This is a genomic window from Micromonospora echinaurantiaca, from assembly GCF_900090235.1.
GTDB lineage: Bacteria > Actinomycetota > Actinomycetes > Mycobacteriales > Micromonosporaceae > Micromonospora > Micromonospora echinaurantiaca.
The window spans coordinates 969,240-993,003 of the sequence record NZ_LT607750.1; the positions used below are offsets into that span (position 1 = coordinate 969,240).

The 23,764-nt window shown below is 74.4% G+C and carries 20 protein-coding genes; 8 read left to right on the top strand and 12 right to left on the bottom strand.

Annotated elements, in window-relative coordinates; translation table 11 throughout:
* The first annotated feature begins 20 nt into the window (after nt 1-20).
* On the top strand, nt 21-1,424 hold the full coding sequence (mptB, locus tag GA0070609_RS04570; protein WP_088992634.1) for a polyprenol phosphomannose-dependent alpha 1,6 mannosyltransferase MptB: 1,404 nt from the start codon (nt 21-23) through the stop codon (nt 1,422-1,424).
* Between the two features lie 14 nt (nt 1,425-1,438).
* Nucleotides 1,439-3,028 carry a polyprenol phosphomannose-dependent alpha 1,6 mannosyltransferase MptB gene (gene mptB, locus GA0070609_RS04575; RefSeq protein ID WP_157748061.1) on the top strand — a complete coding sequence of 530 codons (1,590 nt, stop codon included), beginning with the start codon at nt 1,439-1,441 and terminating at the stop codon, nt 3,026-3,028.
* A gap of 63 nt (nt 3,029-3,091) precedes the next feature.
* On the opposite strand, the gene GA0070609_RS04580 is transcribed toward mptB (GA0070609_RS04575), so the two are convergent.
* The 3 genes from GA0070609_RS04580 to glnA all read right to left on the bottom strand — a co-directional run bounded on the left by GA0070609_RS04580 (nt 3,092) and on the right by glnA (nt 5,981).
* Nucleotides 3,092-4,054, bottom strand: coding sequence for a serine/threonine-protein kinase (locus tag GA0070609_RS04580; protein WP_088992635.1), 963 nt, complete (start codon nt 4,052-4,054; stop codon nt 3,092-3,094).
* The gene (locus GA0070609_RS04585; protein WP_088992636.1) at nt 4,051-4,410 is read right to left on the bottom strand and encodes a PadR family transcriptional regulator; all 360 of its coding nucleotides are present in this window, start codon (nt 4,408-4,410) and stop codon (nt 4,051-4,053) included. Before GA0070609_RS04585 ends, GA0070609_RS04580 begins: the two co-directional genes overlap by 4 nt.
* 146 nt (nt 4,411-4,556) lie before the next feature.
* A complete protein-coding gene (gene glnA, locus GA0070609_RS04590; RefSeq protein ID WP_088992637.1) occupies nt 4,557-5,981 on the bottom strand; it encodes a type I glutamate--ammonia ligase in 1,425 nt (474 codons plus the stop codon).
* A 263-nt stretch (nt 5,982-6,244) separates the two neighbouring features.
* Between glnA and GA0070609_RS04595 the strand changes: the two genes are divergently transcribed.
* Complete coding sequence (locus GA0070609_RS04595) at nt 6,245-6,637, top strand: RDD family protein (RefSeq protein WP_088992638.1); 393 nt, start codon at nt 6,245-6,247, stop codon at nt 6,635-6,637.
* Nucleotides 6,638-6,777: 140 nt separating this feature from the next.
* Here GA0070609_RS04595 and GA0070609_RS04600 read toward each other — a convergent pair whose 3' ends face one another.
* Complete coding sequence (locus GA0070609_RS04600) at nt 6,778-7,467, bottom strand: DUF4191 domain-containing protein (protein ID WP_088992639.1); 690 nt, start codon at nt 7,465-7,467, stop codon at nt 6,778-6,780.
* 209 nt (nt 7,468-7,676) lie between these two features.
* Between GA0070609_RS04600 and GA0070609_RS33510 the strand changes: the two genes are divergently transcribed.
* Together GA0070609_RS33510 and GA0070609_RS34780 are read left to right on the top strand one after the other, a co-directional pair.
* Entirely contained in the window at nt 7,677-7,847 is a 171-nt protein-coding gene (locus tag GA0070609_RS33510) for a hypothetical protein (RefSeq protein ID WP_172899290.1), read from the top strand.
* Nucleotides 7,844-10,945 (top strand): helix-turn-helix transcriptional regulator, encoded by a 3,102-nt coding sequence (locus GA0070609_RS34780; RefSeq protein WP_269459273.1) that lies wholly within the window; start codon nt 7,844-7,846, stop codon nt 10,943-10,945. The genes GA0070609_RS33510 and GA0070609_RS34780 overlap by 4 nt, the downstream gene beginning before the upstream one ends.
* 96 nt (nt 10,946-11,041) lie before the next feature.
* Here the strand turns inward: GA0070609_RS34780 and GA0070609_RS04610 are convergent, their stop codons facing one another.
* Together GA0070609_RS04610 and lipA are read right to left on the bottom strand one after the other, a co-directional pair.
* The gene (locus GA0070609_RS04610) at nt 11,042-12,826 is read right to left on the bottom strand and encodes a hypothetical protein (protein ID WP_088992640.1); all 1,785 of its coding nucleotides are present in this window, start codon (nt 12,824-12,826) and stop codon (nt 11,042-11,044) included.
* Nucleotides 12,827-12,878: 52 nt separating this feature from the next.
* On the bottom strand, nt 12,879-13,931 hold the full coding sequence (gene lipA / locus GA0070609_RS04615; RefSeq protein ID WP_167178772.1) for a lipoyl synthase: 1,053 nt from the start codon (nt 13,929-13,931) through the stop codon (nt 12,879-12,881).
* A gap of 359 nt (nt 13,932-14,290) precedes the next feature.
* Between lipA and aspS the strand changes: the two genes are divergently transcribed.
* A complete protein-coding gene (gene aspS, locus GA0070609_RS04620; protein WP_088997495.1) occupies nt 14,291-15,577 on the top strand; it encodes an aspartate--tRNA(Asn) ligase in 1,287 nt (428 codons plus the stop codon).
* Nucleotides 15,578-15,677: 100 nt separating this feature from the next.
* On the opposite strand, the gene GA0070609_RS04625 is transcribed toward aspS, so the two are convergent.
* From GA0070609_RS04625 to GA0070609_RS04635, 3 genes are all read right to left on the bottom strand, one after another.
* Nucleotides 15,678-16,076: a VOC family protein gene (locus GA0070609_RS04625; RefSeq protein ID WP_088992642.1), complete on the bottom strand. Its 399-nt coding sequence runs from the start codon at nt 16,074-16,076 to the stop codon at nt 15,678-15,680.
* Nucleotides 16,077-16,082: 6 nt separating this feature from the next.
* Nucleotides 16,083-16,721, bottom strand: coding sequence for a lipoyl(octanoyl) transferase LipB (lipB, locus tag GA0070609_RS04630; RefSeq protein WP_088992643.1), 639 nt, complete (start codon nt 16,719-16,721; stop codon nt 16,083-16,085).
* A gap of 134 nt (nt 16,722-16,855) precedes the next feature.
* Nucleotides 16,856-18,676 carry a DUF2029 domain-containing protein gene (locus GA0070609_RS04635; protein WP_088992644.1) on the bottom strand — a complete coding sequence of 607 codons (1,821 nt, stop codon included), beginning with the start codon at nt 18,674-18,676 and terminating at the stop codon, nt 16,856-16,858.
* A gap of 256 nt (nt 18,677-18,932) precedes the next feature.
* On the opposite strand from GA0070609_RS04635, the gene GA0070609_RS04640 reads away from it, so the two are divergent.
* Nucleotides 18,933-20,135, top strand: coding sequence for an extracellular catalytic domain type 1 short-chain-length polyhydroxyalkanoate depolymerase (locus GA0070609_RS04640; protein ID WP_088992645.1), 1,203 nt, complete (start codon nt 18,933-18,935; stop codon nt 20,133-20,135).
* A gap of 83 nt (nt 20,136-20,218) precedes the next feature.
* Here the strand turns inward: GA0070609_RS04640 and GA0070609_RS04645 are convergent, their stop codons facing one another.
* Both GA0070609_RS04645 and GA0070609_RS04650 read right to left on the bottom strand, forming a co-directional pair.
* Nucleotides 20,219-21,118, bottom strand: a complete 900-nt coding sequence (locus GA0070609_RS04645; RefSeq protein WP_088992646.1) for a TIGR01777 family oxidoreductase — start codon at nt 21,116-21,118, stop codon at nt 20,219-20,221.
* Between the two features lie 58 nt (nt 21,119-21,176).
* The gene (locus GA0070609_RS04650; protein WP_088992647.1) at nt 21,177-22,178 is read right to left on the bottom strand and encodes an aldo/keto reductase; all 1,002 of its coding nucleotides are present in this window, start codon (nt 22,176-22,178) and stop codon (nt 21,177-21,179) included.
* A gap of 53 nt (nt 22,179-22,231) precedes the next feature.
* Between GA0070609_RS04650 and GA0070609_RS04655 the strand changes: the two genes are divergently transcribed.
* Entirely contained in the window at nt 22,232-22,588 is a 357-nt protein-coding gene (locus tag GA0070609_RS04655; protein ID WP_088992648.1) for a MerR family transcriptional regulator, read from the top strand.
* A 91-nt stretch (nt 22,589-22,679) separates the two neighbouring features.
* Here the strand turns inward: GA0070609_RS04655 and GA0070609_RS04660 are convergent, their stop codons facing one another.
* Complete coding sequence (locus tag GA0070609_RS04660; protein ID WP_231928535.1) at nt 22,680-23,495, bottom strand: class I SAM-dependent methyltransferase; 816 nt, start codon at nt 23,493-23,495, stop codon at nt 22,680-22,682.
* Nucleotides 23,496-23,764: the final 269 nt, after the last annotated feature.

Below are 23,764 nucleotides of genomic sequence, written 5' to 3' on the forward strand. Positions count from 1 at the left end.
CGTACTGGCAGCATGTCGGCGTGCCTCACCACCTCGCGCGCTGGACCGGTCTCGCGGGTTCGGCGCTGCTCGCCGTCGCCGCGTTCCTCGGCGGCGCGCTGCCCGACGGAAACCTGCGCCCCACCCCGGTCAACATCTGGCAGGGCCCGAACGGGCCGCTGATCATCGCCACCTGGCTGGTCGGCACCGCGCTGATGGCGTACGCCTGGTGGACGCTGTGCGACCGGGTGCCGTCGGCCCGCTGGGCCCTGGTCACCGTCGGGCTCTGGCTGCTGCCGCTGCTGTTCGCCCCGCCGCTGGGCAGCCGGGACGTCTACGCGTACGCCTGCCAGGGCGCCAGCTACGCGGCCGGGATCAACCCGTACGAACAGGGCGTGTCGGCGCTGCCCTGCCCGTGGCTGGACACCATCTCCTACATCTGGCGGGACACCCCGGCGCCGTACGGGCCGCTGTTCGTGGTGCTCGCCGGCGCGGCGGTCAAGGCGACCGGGTCGCTGACCGGCAGTATCGTGCTGTTCCGGCTGATGGCGGTGGTCGGGGTGGCGCTGACCGCGGCCTGCCTGCCGGTGCTGGCCCGCCGGTGCGGCGTCCCGGCCGGGCGGGCGCTCTGGCTGGCGCTGGCCTGCCCGCTGGTCGCCGTGCACCTGGTCTCCGGCGCGCACAACGACGCGCTGATGGTGGGGCTGCTGGTGGCCGGGCTGGCGGTGGTGGTGTCCCGGCCGGGTCGCCCCGGTCCGCTGCTCGCCGGCGGTGTGCTGCTCGGGCTGGCCGGCGGGGTCAAGGTGACCGCGCTGGTCGTGGTGCCGTTCGCGGCGCTGGTCGCGATCGCCGGGGCGTACTCGATCCGGGCGCTGATCCGCGACGGCGGCTGGGTGGTCGGCGGGGCGGTCGCGACGGTGGCGGGCGTGACGCTCGCCGCCGGCCTGGACTTCGGCTGGATCGCCGGGCTGGAGCAGGGCGGCCTGGTGATCGCCTGGACCTCGCCGTCGACCGCGGTCGGGCAGACCGTGGGCTACCTGGCCGCGCCGTTCGGCTGGCACGGTGATCCGTTGCCGGTCACCCGGGGCATCGGGATGGCGGTGCTCGCGCTGGTGCTGGTGTGGCTCTGGTGGCGGGCCCGCGCCCGCGACCCGCTGTGGCACGCCGGGCTCGCGCTGGCCGCCACGGTGGCGCTGGCCCCGCTCTACCACCCCTGGTACTGGATCTGGCCGCTGACGGTGCTCGCGGCCACGGCGCGGCAGCGGATCGGCTGGTTCACGGTGGTGGCGCTGGTCTCGTCGTTCCTGGTGCTGGCCGACGGCACCGGCCTGCCGAGGTTCACCAAGACGGTCGGTGCGCCGCTGATGACGCTGTTGGTGATCGTGGTGGCGGTCCGCTTGGTACGGTCGGCTCGGGCGGCCCGCCGGCCGGTCGCCGTCGACTGAGGGAAGGTGCGCCGGTGAGCGATCCCGGCGCCCCACCCGCCCCGCCGTCCCCCGACGGCCCGGAGCCGTCCGACGCCCCGCCGCCCGGCGCTCCGCCGCCGTCCGACGCTCCGCCGTCGGGTGCCCCGCCGTCGCCCGGTGCCGCCCGGCTCGCCCGCTGGGCCGGCCTGGTCGGGTCGGTGCTGCTGGCGGTCATCGGCTGGCTCGGTGGCGCGCTGCCGGGCACCGCCACCGCGCCGATCTGGCGCGCGGACCGCGGCCCGCTGGTCGTCGCCGGGTGGCTGGTCGGCACCGCCCTGCTGGTCGGCGCGTGGTGGGCACTGCGCCGGGGCGCCCCGTCGACCGGGTGGGCGTACCGCACCGCCGGGCTCTGGGCGGTTCCGCTGCTGCTCACCCCGCCACTGGGCAGCCGGGACGTCTACTCCTACGCCTGCCAGGGCTGGGCGTACGCGCACGGCGTCGACCCGTACGCGACGGGGGTGGCCGGGGCGGGCTGCCCGTGGGTGGACGCGGTCGCGCCGATCTGGCGGGACACCCCGGCGCCGTACGGGCCGTTCTTCGTGCTGCTGGCCGCGCTCGCGGTGACCCTGGGCGGGGGACTGGTCGGCACCCTGGTGGTGCTGCGGCTGATCGCGCTGGCCGGGATGCTGCTGACCGCGCTCTGCCTGCCCGGGCTGGCCCGGGCCGCCGGGGTGCCCACCCGCCGCGCCGGCTGGCTGGTGCTGGCCTGCCCGCTGGTCGGGGTGCACCTGCTGGCCGGCGCGCACAACGACACGGTGCTGCTCGGCCTGCTGACGTTCGCCCTGCTGGTGCTGGTCCGGCTGCCCGGGCGGCCACGGGCGCTGCTGGTCGCCGGGGCGCTGCTCGGGCTGGCGGTGGCGGTGAAGGCCACCGCGCTGGTGGTGCTGCCGTTCGCGGCGCTGGCCGCGGTGCACAGCCGCTACACGCTCGGGGCGCTGCTGCGGAACGCCGGTTGGCTGGCCGGCGGGGTGCTGGCCGCGCTCGCGGTCACCGCGCTCGCCGCGGGGCTCGGCTTCGGCTGGGTCGGTGGGCTGGCCCGCAGCGGCGACTCCGAGCAGTGGACCTCACCGCCGACCGCGGTGGGCTTCGTCGTCGACTACGCCGGCGCGCTGGCCGGCCGGGACCCGCATGCCGTGCCGGTTACCCGGGCGGTGGCGCTGCTGCTGCTCGCCGTGCTGCTGGTGGTGCTCTGGTGGCGGGCCTGGCGGGCGCTGCGCCGGTTGAACGACGTCCGGCAGCGGGTGGCCCGGATCGAGGCGGCCCGCCCCCGGGTGGCGCTGCGCTCCGCCGGGCTGGCCCTGGCCGCCACCGTCGCCCTGGCCCCGGTCGTCCATCCCTGGTACCTCACCTGGCCGCTGGCCGTGCTCGCGGTCGCCGCGGCCCGGACCACCTGGTTCGTGCTGCCCTGCGCGCTCGCCGCGTTCCTCACCCTGCCCGACGGCACCACGCTGGCCCGGTTCACCAAGGCCCCGGGCGCGATCGCGATGACCGCGCTGGTCCTCGCGCTCCTGGTCGTCCTGACCGTGAACCGCGCCCGAGCGCCCCGCGCTCACGCCTCCGGACCCCCGCCCGGTCGGCCATGAGGTCGGCGGATCGACAGCGCCGCACAGCTCCTCCTGACCGGCGGGCGGGGGCAGGGGCGGGGGTCAGCGGGGAGTGAGGCGGGATGACCGGGTCGGGCGACGAAGGGCGAGCGCCAGCGGCAGCAGCGCGGGCCCGACCACCCCGATCACGACGGCCGTCGCGGCGAGTTCGGACCAGACCGCGACGGTCGTGCCGACCCCGTCCATCGCTCCGGCCAGCGGCTGCAGCGCGAGCAGGCCGATGGGGGTGAGCAGGATCAGCGCCGCCCAGCTGCCCCGGTGATCGGTGCGCACGGCGAACCCGGCCGCCAGCAGCAGCGCCACCGCGAGCAGCGCGACGGCGGCAACCGGCAGCACCGGCACGGCCGTCGAGATGTAGTAGCTTCCGCCGAACCTCATCGGGGACAGCAGGTGCAGGGTGGTCCCCGCGAGGGCGACGACGCCCACGGCGACCGGTGGCGCCGCCCGCAGCGGTGCCGGCAGCGCGTCCGGTAGGCCGAGCGCGACCAGGCCCAACGCGATCTGCGGCAGCAGGACGAACAGCGGCGGGCGGGGCAGGTCGACCAGCGGGGCGGCGGGAACGAGGCCGAGGGTGAGGAGCAGGGCGAGCGCGACGGCACGGCGGGCCCAGCGACCGGGGGCCAGCGCGTACCCGACCGCGGCGAGCAGCCAGCCGATCCACGCCCCGATGCCGAGCGAGACGAACGGCCTCGCGGCGGGCAGGCTGAGGTCGGCCGGGGGCCGCAGCTCCAGCACCGACCAGGCCGCCGCGAGCGAGGTGGCGGTGACGAACGCGAGGACGGCCGCGAGGCGTACGCCCGCCATCAGGTCGGCGGCACCGGCGGCCCGCAGCCGCTGGCGCAGGCCGCCGCGCAGCAGGTCCGCGGCGTCCGCGAGGGACGGCCAACGCCGGTCCGGGCCGGCGAGGTCGAGGTACGTGCCGACGATCTCGGCGCCGCGCGCTCGCCGGTAGTCCGCGGGGTACGCGCGCAGCAATCGCAGGTAGCGCCGCTCCAGCTGGTTCATGCCAGCCCCCCGGCGGTACGCGGCGCGAGCGGTCGGGCGGTGCGGGCGCGCAGCCGGGTGGTGGCCGCCTCGACGTTGCGGCGCAGCCGCTCGGTTTCGGCGGTCAGGGTGGCGTCGCCGGCGGGGGAGAGGCGGTAGTAGCGGCGCAGCCGGCCGTCCACCACCTCCTCCCGGTCGACCTCGACCAGGTTGGCGTCGACCAGCCGGTCGAGCGCCCCGTAGAGAGTGCCGGGGCGCAGCGAGACGCGACCCTCGGAGAGGGCGGCCACCTCGCGGATCAGGCCGTAGCCGTGCATCGGCTCGCCGGCCAGCGCGGTGAGGATCAGGAAGGTTGGTTCGCGTAGCGGTGTGTCCACGTCGGCAATATAACGGACGCGAAGGTATATCGGGGGGCGTTACATGGCGGCAGGTCGGCGCCGGACGGGGGCCGGACGAGGACGGAAGCGGCCGGGCCGGCCCCGCGCGTCGCGGAGCCGGCCCGGCCGGTGTCGTCAGAGGTGCGTCAGCAGTCGAAGTAGAGCGCGAACTCGTGCGGGGTCGGGCGCAGGCGCACCGGGTCGACCTCGTTGGTCCGCTTCCAGTCGATCCAGGTCGAGATCAGGTCCGGCGTGAAGACGCCGCCGTCGAGCAGGTAGTCGTGGTCGGCCTCGAGCGAGTCCAGCACGGCGGGCAGCGACCCCGGCACCTGCTTGACGTCGCCCCACTCCTCCGGCGGCAGGTCGTACAGGTCCTTGTCGATCGGTGCCGGCGGCTCGATCTTGCTCTTGATGCCGTCCAGGCCGGCCATCATCATCGCCGAGAAGGCGAGGTAGACGTTGGCCGACGGGTCCGGCACCCGGAACTCGACCCGCTTGGCCTTCGGGTTGCTGCCGGTCACCGGGATGCGGGTGCAGGCGGAGCGGTTGCGCTGCGAGTAGACCAGGTTGACCGGCGCCTCGAAGCCCGGCACCAGCCGGCGGTACGAGTTGACCGTCGGGTTGGTGAAGGCGAGCAGCGACGGGGCGTGGTGCAGCAGGCCACCGATGTACCAGCGGGCGGTGTCCGAGAGTCCGGCGTAGCCGGTCTCGTCGTAGAACAGCGGCTCGCCGTTCAGCCAGAGGCTCTGGTGGGTGTGCATGCCGGAGCCGTTGTCGCCGAAGAGCGGCTTGGGCATGAAGGTCGCGGTCTTGCCGTTCGCCCAGGCCTCGTTCTTCACGATGTACTTGAAGAGCTGGAGCTGGTCGGCCGCGTGCAGCAGGGTGGAGAACCGGTAGTTGATCTCGGACTGGCCGGCGGTGCCCACCTCGTGGTGCGAGCGCTCCACGGTGAAGCCGGTGTCGACCAGCCGGCGCACGATGCTGTCGCGCAGGTCGGCGTAGTGGTCCACCGGCGGCACCGGGAAGTAGCCGCCCTTGTACGCGGTCTTGTAACCGCGGTTGCCGCCCTCCTCCTCGCGGCCGGTGTTCCAGGCGCCCTCGATCGAGTCGATGTAGTAGTACGACTGGTGCGCCGAGGTCTCGTGGCGGATCGAGTCGAAGATGTAGAACTCCGCCTCCGCGCCGAAGTACGCGGTGTCGGCGATGCCGCTGGCCGCCAGGTAGGCCTCGGCCTTCTTCGCCACGTTGCGCGGGTCGCGGCTGTAGGGCTCGCGGGTGAACGGGTCGTGGATGAAGAAGTTCAGGGCGAGCGTCTTCTGCGCCCGGAACGGGTCGATGAAGGCGGTGGCGACGTCCGGGAGCAGGAGCATGTCCGACTCGTGGATCGCCTGGAAGCCGCGGATCGACGAGCCGTCGAACGCGAGCCCGTCGGTGAAGAGGTCGTCGGCGACGGATTCCACCGGCAGGTTGAAGTGCTGCATCACGCCGGGCAGGTCACAGAAACGTACGTCGACGAACTTCACGTCCTCGTTCTTGAGGTATCGCAGGAGTTCCTCGGGATTGGCGAACACACGTCCTCCTGGCACGTCCACGGGTGGCTAGGCTTCTGGCGACGCTATGGCCGCGCGGTTGCCCGGCCGTGTCTTGAGTGTTTCTGCCGTGTTACGTCCCTCGCGGAGCGTCATCCGCGCCGGTCAACCGGGGCGGGACCGCCGGCCGCAACCAACCGGCTGTGCCAGTGTATTGACACTTGGCGCGGTTGGTCCGTTTTTGCGCGGTGGGTCGGCCGGTCCCAGCCGGGAACCGCCCGGAGGGCCTGACTACCCTGACCGCTGTGACCACGCCGCATGACCGCCCCGTGCCGCCCGCCGCGGATCCCGCCTTCACCCCGCCGAGCCTGGGCCGCCGGTTCGGAGCGTTGATCATCGACTGGGTGCTCTGCCTGCTGGTCTCGAACTTCTTCGCCGACCCGGTACGCGACGGCTGGGCGCCGGTGCTGGTGCTGGTCATCGAGTACGGCTTCTTCCTCGGCCTGTTCGCGCAGACCCCCGGCATGTACATCACGAAGATCCGCTGCGTCGCCTGGGCCGACGGCGGCCGGATCGGCCTGCTCCGGGCCCTGCTGCGCGGCCTGCTGCTGGCCCTGGTGGTGCCGGCGCTGCTGATGGACGGGCACCGCCGCGGCCTGCACGACCGCCTCACCGGCTCGGTCGTCACCGCCGCCTGACGCAGAGCACCGTGATCGTCTGTCCCTGAACAGGGCGGAAACGGCCACTTCTCCCTGCCCACCGTCAGACGATCAGGAGCACAGGGTTCTTACGCGAGGAGCCGGGCCCACCGGGCCCGGCTCCTCGCGTACGTCTCGGGTCAGCGGCCGCGCGTCTGGCGGAAGGCGCCCCGCGGGGGCCGCATGTTCTTCGGGATCGCGCCCTTGGGCATCTGCGGCCGGGCGGTGAGCGCCTTGAGCCGCTTGTCCAGCGAGTTGACGTCCTTGCCGCTGAGGTTGCGCGGTAGCCGCATCAACGTCATCCGCAGCTTGCGGATGGGCAGCTCGCCCTCGTCCTGGCCGATCACGTAGTCGTAGATCGGCGCCGAGCCGATCACCTTGGCCAGCCGGCGCTTCTCCTGGCCGAGCAGACCGCGCACCCGCTGCGGGTTGCCCTCGGCCAGCAGGATCACCCCGGGACGGCCGATGACCAGGTGCACCATGTCCATCTGGGTGGTGGAGCTGACGGCCGGCGTCACCCGCCAGTCGCCGCGCATGCTCTCCATGATCTGGGCCGCCGCCCCCGGCTGGCCCTCGGCGGCGTTCATCATCGCCTTGTTGGACCGCAGGTTGAGCACGATCAGCAGCGCGAGCAGCGCCAGCAGGATGCCGATCGGCAGCCAGATCCAGCCCCACAGGACCACCGCGACCACGGTGAGCGCGAGCGGGATCAGCACCGCGGCGGCGGCCAGCGGCGCGAACCACCTGTCCTGCTTGGCGGTGAACTTGAACACCAACCCGATCTGCTTCAGCCGCTGGCCGAACGAGACCTTCTCCTGGGGCTTTGCCATGCCCCAGAGTCTAGTGGTCGGCGCCGGCCGGGTTGATCCGCGGCCGGTGGTCGGTGGGCTGAGTACCTTACGCCGCCGACCGGCCGGGTGAGCGCCGGCGTAAGGAGGGGAAGCGGGCGAAGATCAGGCAGCGTGCCCATGCCCCGGGGCCACCTTCGCGCGGAGAGTCAAGGTCAGCAGATGACCGAGACGCACGACAGGAGCCCGACATGTTCGGCAACGACGCGGAATTCATCCTCTCCCTGCACCGTACCCACGCCGCCGAGCTGCGTGCCGAGGCGGCCGCCGACCGGCTCGCCCGGTCACTGGCCCGCCGCGGCGGACGCGGCTGGCTGGGTCGCCGCCACCAGGCGGGCCGCACCGACGACGCCCGCCGGTGACCGCCCCCGCCCCGCCGGCGGCCGGCGCTGCCCGCCCGGCCGCCGGCCCCACGACCCCGGCCGCCGGTGACCACTCGCCGGCGGCCGGTGTCGTACCGGCGCCGGACCGGCCCGCCGAGACGGGAGTGGCTGGCCACCCGCCGGCGGCCGGCCGGTCGATCGCCGTGGACGGCGGCGGCGCCGGCCGTGGCATGCTCGGAGCCGTGACCGTACGCGCCGCCAGCACCGTCCTCGTCGGCCGTCAGAGCGAGCTGACGGCCCTGCGCGACGCCCTCGCCCGGGCGCGCACCGGGGAGCCGACCACAGTGCTGGTCGGCGGCGAGGCCGGGGTGGGCAAGACCCGGCTGCTGGAGGAGTTCGGCGGGCTGGCCACCGCCGCCGGGGCGCGGCTGCTCGTCGGCCAGTGCCTGGAGCTGGGCGAGGCGGGCCTGCCGTTCGCGCCGTTCGCCGCCGCGCTGCGCGACGTGCTGCGCCACGACGGCCCCGCCGTCCTCGACGGATACGAGGCGGAGTTCGCCCGACTGCTGCCGGAGCTGGCCCGGGTCCCCGTCGGGGTCGCCGCGCCCGCTGCCGTACCGGCCTCCGACGCCCCGCGCGGCTACCTGTTCGACCTGGTCGCCGGGCTGTTCCACCGGCTCGCCGCGGCGCAGCCGCTGGTGCTGGTGATCGAGGACCTGCACTGGGCCGACCGGTCCACCCGGGACCTGATCGGCTTCCTGGTCCGGGCCGCCCGCACCGCCCGGCTGCTGCTGGTCTGCACCTACCGCACCGACGAACTGCACCGCGGGCACCCGCTGCGCCCCTTCCTCGCCGAGCTGGACCGCGTCCGCGGCGTCGAGCGGGTCGAGCTGGGTCGCCTGGACCGGGACGGGACCGCCGCGATCCTGGCCGACCTGCTCGGCGCCGAGCCGGCCGCCCGGGCCGTCGACGACGTGCACGACCGCACCCAGGGCAACCCCTTCTTCATCGAGGAACTGGCCGCCGCCGGTGACCCGATCGGCTGCGCCGCGCTGCCCGACACCCTGCGCGACCTGCTGCTGGCCCGGGTGGACCGGCTGCCCGACGCGGCCCAGCGGGTGCTCCGGATCGCCGCGGCCGGCGGCACCCGCTTCGCCCACCAGCTGATCGCCGAGGTGGCTGGCCTGCCCGAGGCGGAGCTGGAGGACGCCCTGCGCGCCGCCGTCGCCGCCCAGCTGGTGGTGGCCGACCCGGACGGCGACTACGAGTTCCGGCACGCGCTGGTCCGCGAGGCGGTGCACGACGAGCTGCTGCCCGGCGAGCACGCCCGGCTGCACGCCCGGTTCGCGGCCGCCATCGAGGCGCAGCCGCACCTGGTTCCCGCCGGCCGCGCGCCGGCCGAGATCGCCCACCACTGGTACGCCGCGCACGACCACCCCCGGGCGCTGGTGACCGCCCGAGCCGCCGCCCGCGCCGCCGGCGAGCGGTACGCGTACGCGGAGCAGAGCCGGCTGCTGGAACGGGTGCTGGAGCTGTGGGAGCTGGTGCCCGACGCGGCCGACCGGCTCGGCATGGACCACCTGGCGGTGCTGGAGGAGACGCTGGCCGCCGCCACCACCGCCGGTGACTACAAGCGGGCACTCACCCTGGCCCGGGCCGCGCTGGCCGAGGTCGACGCCGACGCCGAGCCGCTGCGCGCCGCCGGGCTGCTCGACCGGCACGCCCGGATGCTGGCCATGCTCGGCAAGGCCGATGGTGCCGCCGAGCTGCGGGAGGCGTACCGGCTGGCGGGGCGGGTGCCGGACGGGCCGGAGCGGCTGCGGCTGCTCGCCGGGATCACCGCCCAGCTCGCCCGGATCGACCCGGTGGACGGCACCCGACTGGCGGCCGAGGTGCTGGCCGCGGCGCAGGAGTCCGGGATCGACCAGATGCTGCTGCCGGTGCAACTGGCGGTGCTCTGCCACCGGCAGGGCTCGGCCGACCTGGGGCTGGCCGAGGTGGACCGCGCCGAGCGGCTGGCCCGCGCGGCCGGCAACGCGGAGAGCCTGGTCACCGCGCTGGTCTACCGCTCCGACGTGCTCTACGAACTCGGCCGGTACGCCGAGTCGGCGCAGGCCGCCGCGGACGGGGTGACCGAGGCTCGCCGGGTCGGGATCAGCCGGTCCACCGGCGCGTACCTGCTGTCCAACCAGGCCGAGGCGCTGCTCGCGCTGGGTCGGTGGACGGAGGCCGAGGAGATCTGCGCCGAGGCGGCCCGGATCGACCCGCCGGGCGTCTCCGGCCTGCACTGGCTGCAACTGCGCGCCGGGCAGCGGCTGGCCCAGGGGCACCCGGGCGCGGACGAGGCGGTCGGCCGGGCGTTGAGTTTCCTGAACCGCCCCTACCTGCACGCGCACCAACGGCTGCCGCTGCTGGAGCTGCGGCTGGAGGTGGCGCTGGCCGCCGACGACCGTACCGAGGCGCGGCGCGCGGCCGAGGCGGCGCTGGTCGACCCCGACCTGCCCGGCTGCCCCCGGTACGCCTGGCCGGTGCTGACCGCGCTGGCCCGGGCCGCCCGGCAGCTCGACGACGGGTCGCTGGTCGCCCGGGTCGCCGCGCTCGCCACGAACGTACCGGTCCGGTTCCCCGCCGAGCGGGCGCACGCCGCCGAACTGGCCGCCACCGTCGCCGCCGGGGACGACCCGCTGGCCGCGTGGCGGACGGCGGTGAGCGCGTGGCGCGCCGACGGGCAGCCCTGGCCGCTCGGCCGGGCTCTGCTCTCGCTGGCCGAGGCGGCCGCCGCGGCCGGCGAGCGGGACGAGGTGTCGACCGCGGTGGCCGAGGCCGCCGCGATCGCCGACCGGCTCGGTGCGCCGCCGCTGGCCGAGCGGGCGGCCACCCTGGCCCGCCGGGTCGGGCTGCGCGGCGCGACCCGGGGCCGCCCCGGCGCCGACCTGCTCACCCTGCGCGAACGCGAGGTGCTGCGGCTGGTCGCCGAGGGGCACAGCAACAGCCGGATCGCCGAGGAGCTGTTCATCTCGCCGAAGACGGCGAGCGTGCACGTCTCCCGGATCATCGCCAAGCTGGACGTGAGCAACCGGGTCGAGGCCGCCGCGCTCGCCCACCGCCTCGGCCTCCTCGCCGAACCCGCCACCCGCTGACCCCTCCGCAGAATGACGCGCACGTTCACGGAAAGAGTGGCCATTCCGCGCGGAACAGCCACTCTTTCCGTGAACGAGCGGGCGGCCGGGGGGGGGTCAGGGGTGGGGGAGGTAGATGCGCCAGCCGTCGATGGTGACCGGGGTCAGGCGGCCCGGCTCGGCGCGGGTCCGATCGTCGAGGCGGGTGGCCAGCGGCGAGCCGACGGGCGCGACCCAGGCGGGAGCCGCCGCCTGCCGCACCGCCCGCCGGTACGGCAGGTAGCGGTCGTGGCCGGGGCTCAGGTCGTCGTCGATAACCGCGCAGACCACGTCCTCGGCGCTGGCGAAGGTGAGCCGGTTGCAGGTCCAGTAGCCGGCGTAGACGTGCCGGACGCCGCGTTCGCGCAGCGCGGCCACGAGCGCGGTGTGCCGGGCCTCGGCGGCCTGCGCGGCCGGGGCGGTGCCGATCGCGCCGGCCGTGGCGACGACGGCGGTGCCGGCGGTCGCCGCGAGTACGCCGACCGCCGCGACCCGGAGCACGCCAGCCCGCCTGCCCGACCCGGCCGACCCGGACACGTCCCGTCCGGCGCCTGCCCCCCAGCCAGCGCCCCGAGCGGCGGTCCAGAGCGGCCAGAGCAGAGCGGGCAGGGAGATCAGCAGGCAGGACAGGTAGCGCGAGCTCTCCACCGGGGTCCGTCCGGCGGCGCTGCTGACGGCGTAGACGGCGAGCGTGGCGACACCGCCCAGCACGAGCGCGAGCCGGATTGCCGCCCCCACCCGCGGATCCCCGTCGGCGTCGCAACGGCGCCGTTCACCGGGGGCGTCGGTCCCGCCCAGGCCCAATCCGGCGGGTCGGTTGCTGCCCGCGCCGAACGCCGACCTTGCCGCGCCGGATCGTGCGGCAGCGGGCGGACCACCGGGAGCGGCCGGCTCGGCGCCGAGGGTGCGCAGGGTGCGCCAGGCGGTGACGCCGGCCGCCGCGAGCAGCACCGGCAGGGCCGCGGCCCACCAGAGCTGCCAGGTGGCGCAGTGGCTGGGCGAGCAGAAGCCCATGCCCAGCGGTGGGCCGAGCACCAGCGCGCCGTGCAGCCGGTCGGCCCAGCCGGCGCTCTGGTCGCCGCCGCCGGCGGCGAGCACGGCGGCGAGCGGGTTGCGGCCGGTCAGCAGGCTGTGCCCGAGCAGCGGCGCGGCGCCGAGCGCGGCGGCGAGCCCGAGCAGCGCGCCGGCCGGGCCGCGCAGCTCGCCCCAGCGGAACCCGAGCAGCACCGCCCCGGTGGCCGCCACGTACGGCAGCACCAGCGGGTCCACCCAGGCCATCAGCCCGGCCAGGAAGCCCCACGCCGCCCAACGCGGCAGCCGGCGGCCCGGCCGGCCGGCGGCCAGGTCGTACGCGAGCAGGGCGAGCGCCATCCCGGCCGGGTTCATCTCGGGGTAGCCGCCACCGGCGATGAGCTGGTTCTTGACGATCCGGTCGGAGCCGAGCGCGAGCAGCGCCACCACCAGCAGGGCGAACCACCGGTCCCCGGTGAGCCGCAGCGTCAGCCGCCAGGCGAGCAGCACGAACAGCGCGTACAGCGCCAGGGTGGGCAGCCGCAGTCCGAGCACGGACGGCCCGGCCAGCGCGAACACCGGCGCGGCCAGGTACGCCTCCAGCGGCCCCATGTACTCCTGGCCGTAGAACCAGACCGGGAACTGGCGGCCCTGGGCGATGTGCAGCGCGGCCAGGCCCATGGTGGCCTCGTCGCTGTTGGTCGGCGGCGTGTCGTGCAGCAGCAGCCAGAGGCGGTAGCCGACCCCGGCCACGATCGCCGCCACGGTGAGCGGGCCGGCCAGCCGGGTCCACCGGGTGCCCGGCAGCGCGCACGGCGCGGCGCGGCGCTGCTGGCGTACCCCCGTGGTCATGGGCCGATCATGGCACCTGCCCGGCGGGTGGCCGGGCAGCGGTGCCGGCGGGTCAGCCGGCGGTGCCCACCGCGGCGCCCTCGCGGGCCTCCAGGGCCTGCCGGTAGAGCCGGCCGGCCCGGTACGACGAGCGCACCAGCGGCCCGCTCATCACCCCGGCGAAGCCGATCTCCTCGGCCTCCTCGCGTAGCTCGACGAACTCCTCCGGCTTGACCCAGCGGGTGACCGGGTGGTGCCGGGGGGAGGGGCGCAGGTACTGGGTGATGGTGATCAGCTCGCAGCCGGCCTCGTGCAGGTCGCGCAGCGCCTGGGAGACCTCGGCCCGCTCCTCGCCCATGCCCAGGATCAGGTTGCTCTTGGTGACCAGGCCGGCGGCGCGGGCCTGCCGGATGACGTCCAGCGAGCGCTCGTAGCGGAACGCCGGGCGGATCCGCTTGAAGATCCGCGGCACGGTCTCGACGTTGTGCGCGAGCACCTCGGGCCGGGAGCCGAACACCTCGGCGAGCTGCTCCGGGTCGGCGTTGAAGTCAGGAATCAGCAGCTCCACGCCGCAGCCGGCCTGGAGCGCGTGGATCTGCCGCACGGTCTCGGCGTAGAGCCAGGCGCCGCCGTCGGGCAGGTCGTCGCGAGCCACGCCGGTGACGGTGGCGTAGCGCAGGCCCATCGCGGCCACCGACTCGGCGACCCGGCGCGGTTCGTCGGCGTCGAACTCGGCCGGCTTTCCGGTGTCGATCTGGCAGAAGTCGCAGCGCCGGGTGCACTGGTCGCCACCGATGAGGAAGGTGGCCTCCCGGTCCTCCCAGCATTCGTAGATGTTGGGACAGCCGGCCTCCTGGCACACGGTGTGCAGCCCCTCGCGCGAGACGAGCCCGCGCAGCTGGGTGTACTCCGGGCCCATCTTGGCCTTGACCTTGATCCACGGCGGCTTGCGCTCGATCGGCGTCTCGGCGTTGCGCGCCTCGATCCGCAGCATGCGCCGCCCCTCGGGGGCGGGCGTCGCGGTACGCGCGGCCGGGCCGGTCGTCGGCGCGGAGTGCTCGATCGTCACGAATCCGAGCCTACGCCCGACGGCCGCCGTCGATGTACGTCGGGCGACCGGCGTCACGCCGCGGGGGTTGTGACGGTGGACACCCGCCGCTCCGGAAAAGGCGTCACATCCGGGCCGGCCGACCTGCTACCGTGCCCGGCAACGCTGTGACGGAGCCGAGTAACGGGCCGATCCGCCAGTTGAAGAGAGCCGCCGGTTGCTGCGAGGCGGTCTGGCGCCGGGCCGCGAAGACCCTCCCGAGCCGCGGGAAGAACGGCGCTCGCGCGCCCACTAGACCCCGCCCGGCTGGCCCCGGTGAAAAGGCGACGAAACGAGGCCCCCGCTCGCGGGGGCGAAGGTGTGGTGGCACCGCGAGGATCCCGCTCGCCCACGCCTCCCTGGGGATCGCGTTGCGATTGATCGAGGAGGTAACCGCCGTGCAACGCATCCTTTCCGCCCAACTCTCCGCCCATGTCGGCGAACCTGTCCGGATCGCCGGCTGGGTGCACCGCCGCCGGCTGCTCAAGTCGGTGGCCTTCCTGATCGTCCGGGACGCCGCCGGGCTCGCCCAGGTGGTGGTCACCGACCCGGCCGTGCGCGCCCACCTGGCGGCGCTGACCGAGGAGACCGTCGTCGAGGTCACCGGCACGGCGGTCGCGAACGCCACCGCGCCCGCCGGGGTCGAGGTCACCGCGCCGGTGGTACGACCGCTCGGCCCGCCCGCCGCGCCGCCCCCGTTCGACCTCTACCGGCCGGAGCTGACCGCGAGCCTGCCCACCCAGCTCGACCACGCGCCGGTCGCGCTGCGCCACCCGACCCGGTCGGCGGCGCTGCGCGTCTCGGCGGCGGCCGTGGCGGGCTTCCGCGCCGCGCTCGACGCCCGGGACTTCGTGGAGATCCACACTCCGAAGGTGGTCGCCTCGTCCACCGAGAGCGGGGCGAACGTGTTCGCGCTGGACTGGTTCGACCGGCCCGCGTACCTGGCCCAGTCGCCGCAGTTCTACAAGCAGCTGATGGTGGGCGTGTTCGAGCGGGTCTACGAGGTCGGGCCGGTGTTCCGGGCCGAGCCGCACGACACCGTCCGGCACCTGGCGCAGTACACCTCGCTCGACGCCGAGCTGGGCTTCGTCACCGACCACCGGGACGTGATGGCCGTGCTGCGGCACACCCTGGCCGGCATGCTCGACGCGGTGCGGGAGCGCGCCGGTGGGGCGCTGGCCACCCTCGGGGTGTCGGTGCCGGACGTGCCGGCGGAGATCCCGGCCGTGCATTTCACCGAGGCGCTGAAGATCGCCGGCGCGCCGGCCGACGAGCCGGACCTGGCCCCGGCGCACGAGCGGGCGCTGGGGGAGTGGGCGCGGCGGGAGCACGGCTGCGAGTTCCTCTTCGTCACCGGCTACCCGATGGCGAAGCGGCCGTTCTACACCCACCCGGACCCGGCGCGGCCGGCCTACTCCAACGGCTTCGACCTGCTGTTCCGGGGGTTGGAGCTGGTGACCGGCGGGCAGCGGCTGCACCGGCACGCCGACTATCTGGCCGCGCTCGCGGCCCGCGGTGAGCCGGTCGAGCCGTACGCGGGCTACGTCGACGCGTTCCGCCACGGCATGCCGCCGCACGGCGGCTTCGCCATCGGCCTGGAACGCTTCGTCGCCCGCCTCCTGACCCTCCCCAACATCCGCCAGGCCACCCCCTTCCCCCGCGACCTCCACCGCCTCACCCCGTAGCGCCCGTCTCCCGTTGATCATGAGGTTGGCGGCAGTGCAGGAGATCGACTCCGCCGTCAACCTCATGATCGACGGGCGGGGTGGCGGGCGGGGGTGGGGTTCAGGTGGGGCCTAGGAGGTCCCAGGGGTTGCCGGCGAGGTCGCGGAAGACGGCTACCCGGCCGTAGGGCTCGGTGCGCGGGGGCTTCACGAACTCCACCTTCGCCTCGACCATCCGGCGGTAGGTGGCGTCGAAGTCGTCGACCCGGAGGAAGAAACCGACCCGGCCGGCGACCTGGTCGCCCACCGCCGCCTGCTGCCGGTCGCCGTCGGCGCGGGCGAGCAGCAGCCCTGTGCCGCCGCCGGGCGGGCGGACCACCACCCAGCGCTTGGGCCGGCCGTCGTTGGTCAGCGACGGCGAGTCCTCGGCCAGTTCGAAGCCGAGCACCTCGGTGAAGAACGCGATCGCCGGGTCGTACTCGGCGACGACGAGGGTGACCAGGTCGATCCGGGCGGCCACGGGCGGTCAGGCCAGCAGCGTCGGCAGCCGGCGCTCGACCACCGGGAGCACGTCGGCCACGGTGACCGGGCGGCCCAGCTCGGCGGTGAGCGAGGTGACCCCGGCGTCGCGGATGCCGCACGGCACGATCCGGTCGAAGTGGCCCAGGTCGCAGTCGCAGTTGATGGAGAAGCCGTGCAGGGTCACCCCGCGGGCGACCCGGATGCCGATGGCGGCGACCTTGCGGGCCGGGCCCCGGTCGTCCGCCGGCACCCACACCCCGCTGCGCCCCTCGACCCGGCCGGCGGCCAGCCCGAACTCGGCGCACACGTCGATCAGCAGCTGCTCGGTGCGGCGGACGTAGGCGACCACGTCCACCGGGTCGGGCAGGCGCAGGATCGGGTAGCCGACCAGCTGCCCCGGACCGTGCCAGGTGATCTTGCCGCCACGGTCGACGTCGACGACCGGGGTGCCGTCCAGCGGGCGGTCCCACGGCTCGGTCCGCTTGCCCGCGGTGTAGACGCTCGGGTGCTCCAGCAGCAGCACGGTGTCGCCGCGCTCGCCGGCCACCACCGACTCATGCAGCCGGCGCTGCTCGTCCCAGGCGGCCTGGTAGTCGAGGACACCGGCGCGGACGGCCGTGAGGCCGGGGGTCGTCGTGGTCACGCGTCCAGCCTAGACCCGTACTCGCCGGTCACCTGGGGTGAGCCGGCTCACCGCGGGCCACGTCCCGGCGGCCGTCCGAGCGCCATTCCCGCCCGGTGACGCCGGCGGGGCGCGGTCGGGGCCGACGGGCGCGATCAGGCCGGCGGGACCCGCCACAGCCAAACGTCGTCCACCCGCTGCGGCTCGCCGAGCAGCGCGGTCACGGTGCGGCGCACGGCGTCCTCGTGCACGTCGAACTTCGCCCCGTGCACCCGGTCCGGCAGCACCACGATCTCGACGCGCCAGTACCGCAGGTCGGCCCGGGCCTCGGTGATGGAGCCCTCGGTGATGATCGGCACCAGGCCGTACCGGCCGGCCTGGTCCACCAGCGCACCGAACGGGCGGGGGACCGGGCCGATCCGGCCCCGGCCGTCCGGCCCGCCCGGTCCCAGGAAGAACCCCGACGGGATGGCGAACTCCCCCTGCCGATGCGCGAGGGCGTACGCCTGCCAGCGCTGGCCGTCCGGGTAGATGTCCAGGGTCAGCGGCACCGGGGTGAGCACCCCGCCCGGCGAGACGTACTCCCGCCAGGTGCCGGCGGTGATGAACCGCGGGATCGGCTCCCGCTCGACGGTCAGCAGCGGGGTCGGCACCAGCGGCACCAGCGCGGCGGCGAAGCCGATGCCCCAGGCCAGCCGCGTCGATCGGCGCCGGGGCGCGTGGGCCCGCAACTGGTCGACGGCGTACGCCAGCAGCAGCCCGATGATCGGGGTCACCACCAGCGCCAGCCGCGCCGGCAGGGCGGCGTTCACCACCGGCAGTTGCCCGACCAGGTCGAAGGGCATCGGCAGGTCGGTGCGGCGGCCGTCGACCTTGGCCTCCGGCCCGAAGGAGAGCACGGTGAAGACCACAGCGGTCACGCCGATCGCCCACAGCGTGGCCCGCCGGCCCGGGTCCGCGCGCCGCCACAGCGCCACGAAGCAGGCCACCGCCAGCACCAGCAGCGGTACGCCGAAGAACGAGTTCTCCTCGGTCGGGTTCGGCGCCAGCCAGCTGCCCAGCCCCACCTCGCCGGCCAGCGAGCGGCGCGGGTACGCCCCGAACGACACCACGTCCTCGGAGTGGATCACCGCGTCGAAGCCGGTGCCGTGGAACCGCTGCGGGCCGGCGAAGTGCAGCCAGAGCGGGTAGGCCAGCAGCACCCCGGCCACCACGGCGGTGACCGCCAGCCCACGCAGGAGGTTGGGCAGCGCGGCCCGGGCCTCGGCGCGGCGGGCCGGGTGCAGCGCCCAGACGGCGAGGAAGACGCCGAGCGCGAGCGCGGTGAAGAAGAGCCCCTCGGCCGCGATGGAGAAGGCGACGGCGACGAGCACGCCGAGCACCACCCCGTTGCGCAGCAGGTGCTCCCGGCGGCGCAGCGCGAAGACCCGCCAGACCAGCAGCGGTACCAGCCAACCGGCGGTCCAGTTCAGATGGGCGTTGGCGTGCGAGACCATGCCGGGGGAGAAGGCGATGAACAGCGCGCCGACCGCGGCGGCGAGCGGGCTGCGTACCAGCTGCCGGGAGAGCAGCCAGTACCAGGCCAGCGCGGTGGCGACCAGGTTGAGGGTGAGGATCACCAGGAACGTCGCGGGCGGCCCGATCAGGTAGGTCAGCGGGGCGAAGACCGCCGCGTACACCGTGATCGACGTGTTGACCGCGAGGTTCACCCCGTCCGGCACGTTGATCAGGTAGGTGAAGAACGGGTTCTCCCCGTGGGTCAGCGCGTGCCCGCCGAAGGCCAGCAGCCACTCGAACAGCGCCTGGTCGCTGGAGTTGACGGTGATGGTGCGGACGTTCGGGTTCCGCCACAGACCGCTGGTCACCCAGAGGGCGAGCGCCAGCGCGGCCAGCGCCACGTACAGGTCGGCCCGCCGGTCGCGGGCGACGCGCGGCGGCGAGGCGGGCGAGGGCGCCAGAGACGGGGAGATCGGCACGCAGCGGACGTTACCAATCGGACCTGGACACGCCGGTCAGACCCGAAAGCTGGGCGGCGCGGTGTCGGGGGCGTCCTCTCAAGCCGGCGGGCCGACCAAGCGGAACGCCTGCTCGCGGTCGCTGCGGGGGCTGCTGGCGCACATCTCGACGACAGTGAATGTGTGAACGTGCCCCATGTCACACCGTCGACTCATCGACGTAACGTCGCGGCAATTCGCGGGTGACCCAGTTCACATTCCCCGACAGGAGGCCCCCGTGCGCCGCTCTCCATCCCTGCTCGCCCGGCTCACCGGCGCTGTCGCCGGGGCCGTACTCGTCGCCGCGGCGGCGCTGACCGTCGCCGCACCCGCCCAGGCCGCCAGCCTCACCCAGGTCGCCGGCTTCGGTTCGAACCCCGGCAACCTCGCCATGTACGCCTACCGGCCGGACAACCTGCCGGCGAACGCCCCGGCCGTGGTGCTGCTGCACGGCTGCACCCAGAACGCCGCCGGCTACTTCGCCAACTCCGGCTGGCAGAAGTACGCCGACCAGTGGAAGTTCGCCCTGATCGTGCCGCAGCAGTCCAGCGCCAACCAGCCGTTGAGCTGCTTCAACTGGTTCGTCGAGGGGGACATCACCCGGGGCCAGGGCGAGGCGCTGTCGATCAAGCAGATGGTCGACCACGCCAAGAACACCTACGGCACCGACCCCGGCCGGGTCTTCGTCAGCGGGCTCTCCGCCGGTGGGGCGATGAGCGCCGTCATGCTCGCCACCTATCCGGACGTCTTCGCCGCCGGCTCGGTCATCGCCGGCCTGCCGTACCGCTGCTCGCCGCCGGCGTCCACCAGCACCTGCCAGTACAGCGGGGTGAACAAGACCCCGGCGGCCTGGGGTGACCTGGTCCGCGCCGCCCACCCCGGCTACTCCGGCAGCCGACCGCGGGTGGCCATCTGGCACGGCACCTCCGACTCGACGGTGGTGCCGGCCAACGCGGTCGAGCTGCGCGACCAGTGGACCAACGTCCGGGGCGTCTCGCAGACCCCGACCAGCACCGCGTCGCTCACCGGCGGCACCAGCCTCGAGGTGTACGGCAACGACGACGTCCGCCTCTACCGGGTCTCCGGGATGGGGCACGGCACCCCGGTCGACCCCGGCTCCGGCGCCGAGCAGTGCGGCAGCGCCGCCGCGTACTTCCTGGACACCATCTGCTCGTCCTACCGGGACGCGGTCTTCTTCGGCCTGAACGGCGGCGGCACCGACCCGACCACCAGCCCCACGGTCAGCCCGACCAGCAGCCCGACCACCCCGCCCACCTGCGTCACCGCCAGCAACTACGCGCACGTCACCGCCGGCCGCGCCTACCACTCCGGCGGCTACGCCTACGCCAACGGCTCCAACCAGCGGATGGGCCTCTACAACACCTTCTACACGACCACCCTCAAGCAGACCGCCCCCAACCACTGGGTAATCGGCTGCTGACCCACTCCACCCGGCCTGAAGCGTTGATCATGAAGTTGTTGCCCGCCGCACCGGCGCGTCGCGGCAACAGCTTCATGATCAACTCATTCGGTGAGGGCGGCGTGGAGGGCGCTGGCCAGGTCCGGGTGGCGGTAGGTGAAGCCGGCGGCGGTGAGGGCGGCGGGGAGGACGCGGGAGCTGGAGAGGGCCTCGACGGAGAAGCCGCCGAGCACCACCTTCAGCGCCAGTGCCGGGATCGGCATGAACGCCGGGCGGTGCAGCTGCCGGGCCAGCTCGCGGGTGAACTCGGCGTTGGTCGACGGCGCCGGACCGACCACGTTGACCGGTCCGGCGACGGTGTCGGAGTCGAGCAGGAACCGGGTCGCCGCCAGCCAGTCCGCCATCGAGATCCAGGGCCACCACTGCCGGCCGCTGCCCAGCTTGCCGGAGATGCCCAGCCGCATCGGCAGCAGCTGCGGCTTGAGCATCCCGCCGTCGCGGTGCAGCGGCAGCCCGATCCGCATCCGCACCACCCGTACGCCCGCGTCCTCGGCCGGCCGGGTGGCGGCCTCCCAGACCCGGCAGACGTCGGCCAGGAAGCCCTCGCCGGCCGGCGCGTCCTCCTCCACCGCCTGGTCGCCGGTGTCGCCGTACCAGCCGACGGCCGACGCGTTGAGCAGCGCCTTCGGCCGGTCCGCCGCCGGCAGGCCGGCGATGGTGATCGCCAGCGTGGTGGTGGTGTCCACCCGGCTGGACCGGATGAGTTGCCGGTACGCGTCGTTCCAGCGCCGGTCGCCGACCCCGGCGCCGGCCAGGTTGACCACCGCGTCGGACTCGCCGACCACCGCCGGGTCGAGCTGCGCCGCCGACGGGTTCCACTGCCGCTCGTCCGCGCCGCGGGGTGGACGCCGGACCAGCCGGGTGACCTGGTGCCCGTCGGCGACGAGCCGGTCGGCCAGGCGGGTGCCGAGGAAGCCGGACGCGCCGGCCATCAGGATCCGCATGCTCATATCTTCGGATACGGGCGGCGAACCGGATGCGTTGAGTCGGGTGGAGCTTCTCTCAGCCCACCGGTGACGGCTGCCGCAGATCGGCCAGCAGTCGCTCGACCTCCGCGTACGCGTCGTCGGGCAGCGGGCCGAGGGCGAGCGTGGCGAAGTTCTCCGCGGCCTGGGCCACCGTGCGGCAGCCCGGGATCGGCACCGTCCGCGGGCTGCGGGCCAGCAGCCAGCCGAGCGCGCCCTGGCCGAGGGTACGGCCGTCAGCGGTGAGCGCCGCCCGGATCTGCTCGACCCGGGCCGCCCAGGCCGGCGTCGGCCGCCCGTCGGTGAACCACACCAGCCACTCCGGCGCCATCCCGCGTACGTCGTCCCGCCCGACCGCCCGGGTCGAGCCGGTGAGCAGCCCCATCGCCAGCGGCCCGCGGTTCAGGCTGGCCAGGCCGTACGCCTCGCAGACGGCCAGCGTCGCGGCGTTGTCCAGCAGCACCGACTGGTCGTGCTGGATCGCCGCGCAGTGCGGGCCGGTCTGCGCGAACGCCTCCGCCGAGGCGGGGTTGTCGGTGCTCCACCCGTACGCCCGGATCTTGCCCTGGCCGACCAGGTCCTCCAGCGTGTCGACCAGGTCGAGCGCGGCGGTGGCCGGCAGGTCGTTGATGTGCAGTTGGTAGAGGTCGACGTGGTCGGTGCCGAGCCGGCGCAGCGACTCCTCCAGGCTCTGCACGCAGTAGGCGGGGCTGGCGTCGGTGCCGGTCCATCGCCGGGACGCCTCGTCGGCGCGGTTGCCGAACTTGGTGGCGATCACCGCCCGGTCTCGGCGGCCGGCGAGCGCCCGGCCGAGGATCCGCTCGCTGTGCCCGGCGCCGTAGTTGCTGGCCGTGTCGAAGAGCGTCACGCCTGCGTCGAGCGCGGCGTGGATGGTGCGGACGGACTCGTCGTCGTCGACCTCGCCCCAGCCGAACGGCTGGCCCCCGTCGCCCCACAGTGGTCCACCGATCGCCCAGCACCCCATGCCGAGCGCGCTGACCTCGATTCCGCTGCGACCCAGTGTCCGTGTCATCGTCATGTGCCAAGCCTTCAACCTGGAGCGCGCTCCAGGTCAAGCGTTACGCTGCCGCCATGTCCGGCTACGCACCCTCCGAGGCCGCCCGGCGCAGTGGCTTCAGCCTCGACACCCTCCGGTACTACGAGAAGATCGGCCTGCTCAGCGGCGTCGGCCGCACCTCGGGTGGGCGGCGGGTCTTCACTGACGAGGACCTCAGCTGGCTGGTGCTGTTCCGCTGCCTGCGCGACACCGGCATGCCGATCGCCGAGATGTGCCGCTACGCCGAACTCGCCCGGGCGGGCGACCACACCACCGACGAGCGGAAGGCGCTGCTCCTGCGGCACGCCGAGCGGGTCGAGGAGCAGATGCGCCTGCTCCAGCGCCAGTACGACCACCTCCGCGAGAAGATCCGCTTTTACGACCGCCTGTGAACGGCCTGCCCCCCGCTAATCGGATGACGCTCAGCAGGGGCTGATCCCGCCCTGCGCCCTGCCCGCCATCAGACGATCATGTGGTGACGCGTTATCTGACTGCGGCCGAGGCGAGCAGGGCCGCCGTGGGGAGGGCCAGGAGGCCGCCGTCGGCGCGGAAGTCGGCGGTGAGGCGGTCGTACTGGGCGCGGATGCGGGCGACCGCGTCCGGTGGCTGGTTTTCCATCAGCAGCCCCAGCGCGCCGATGCCGTTGACCGGGCCGCTCCACCAGTCCTCGGGGTCGGTGCGGTGCACCCAGCTGAGCGTCTCGCACCGCACGTCGGCCAGCCCGACCCCGGTCAGCAGGCCGGACACGCCCTCGGCGGTGCGCGGGAAGTCCTTGTCCGCATCGAGCCTCGGCATCACCGCCGGACGCTCGACGCCCGCCGCGTCGAATACCTGGCCCCAGAGCCGCTGAAGCGGCGGCTGAGGGTACGGCCAGATGGTCACCGCGATCCGGCCCGGAGCGCGCACCACGCGGCGCAACTCGGCCAACGCTGCCGCGGGATCCCCCACGTGGTTGAGCACGAAGTTGGCGACGGCCGCATCGACGTGGTCATCAGGGAACGGCAGGTGGGGCAGCGCCGCCTGCCGCACCTCCTCGGCCGCGGGGACCCGCCGGCGGGCCGCCGCCACCATGCTGGGCTCGGCGTCCACGGCGATGACGGTGGCGCCGCGGGCGCACGCCAGCGCGGCCACCGTCCCGGTCCCGGTCCCGGCGTCCAGCACCCGCGTGCCGGCGACGACGCCGGCGGCGTCCAGCAACGACGCTGCCGGCTGGGCGCAGAGGGCGGCGAAGCTGCGCTGGTACGCCGCGGCACGCCCTGCCCAGCGGGACCGTTCGTGGTCGTCGAACGCTGTCGTCACTGGCCACCCCCCCGGAACAGATCTTGAGGGAGTCAACCTAGCGGACCGCCGGCCACCTGCGGGCGTGCGACGACGACCGGTGCCGGCCCGGCGGCCGCTCTGATCGTGTCGATACCTCTGAGGCATCAATATGACTCAGAGGTATCACGCTCCACCGCCACAATCCCGCCGGGAAGACGGCAGAATTTCCACCTTGGCCGACAACCGGATCCTGGTGCGGCGCCGATAGAAGGGTGCCGAAGAGAGGAGTCCAGTTGTCGGCAGCAGAG

What these genes read in the sequence shown, in the direction of transcription:
- GA0070609_RS33510 (WP_172899290.1), top strand. Translation starts at nt 7,677, where the DNA reads ATGTTCGGCAACGACGCGGAATTCATCCTCTCCCTGCACCGTACCCAC.
- GA0070609_RS04655 (WP_088992648.1), top strand. Translation starts at nt 22,232, where the DNA reads ATGTCCGGCTACGCACCCTCCGAGGCCGCCCGGCGCAGTGGCTTCAGC.
- GA0070609_RS04645 (WP_088992646.1), bottom strand. Translation starts at nt 21,118, where the DNA reads ATGCGGATCCTGATGGCCGGCGCGTCCGGCTTCCTCGGCACCCGCCTG.
- GA0070609_RS04650 (WP_088992647.1), bottom strand. Translation starts at nt 22,178, where the DNA reads ATGACGATGACACGGACACTGGGTCGCAGCGGAATCGAGGTCAGCGCG.
- GA0070609_RS04580 (WP_088992635.1), bottom strand. Translation starts at nt 4,054, where the DNA reads ATGAACCAGCTGGAGCGGCGCTACCTGCGATTGCTGCGCGCGTACCCC.
- GA0070609_RS04610 (WP_088992640.1), bottom strand. Translation starts at nt 12,826, where the DNA reads ATGACCACGGGGGTACGCCAGCAGCGCCGCGCCGCGCCGTGCGCGCTG.
- GA0070609_RS04600 (WP_088992639.1), bottom strand. Translation starts at nt 7,467, where the DNA reads ATGGCAAAGCCCCAGGAGAAGGTCTCGTTCGGCCAGCGGCTGAAGCAG.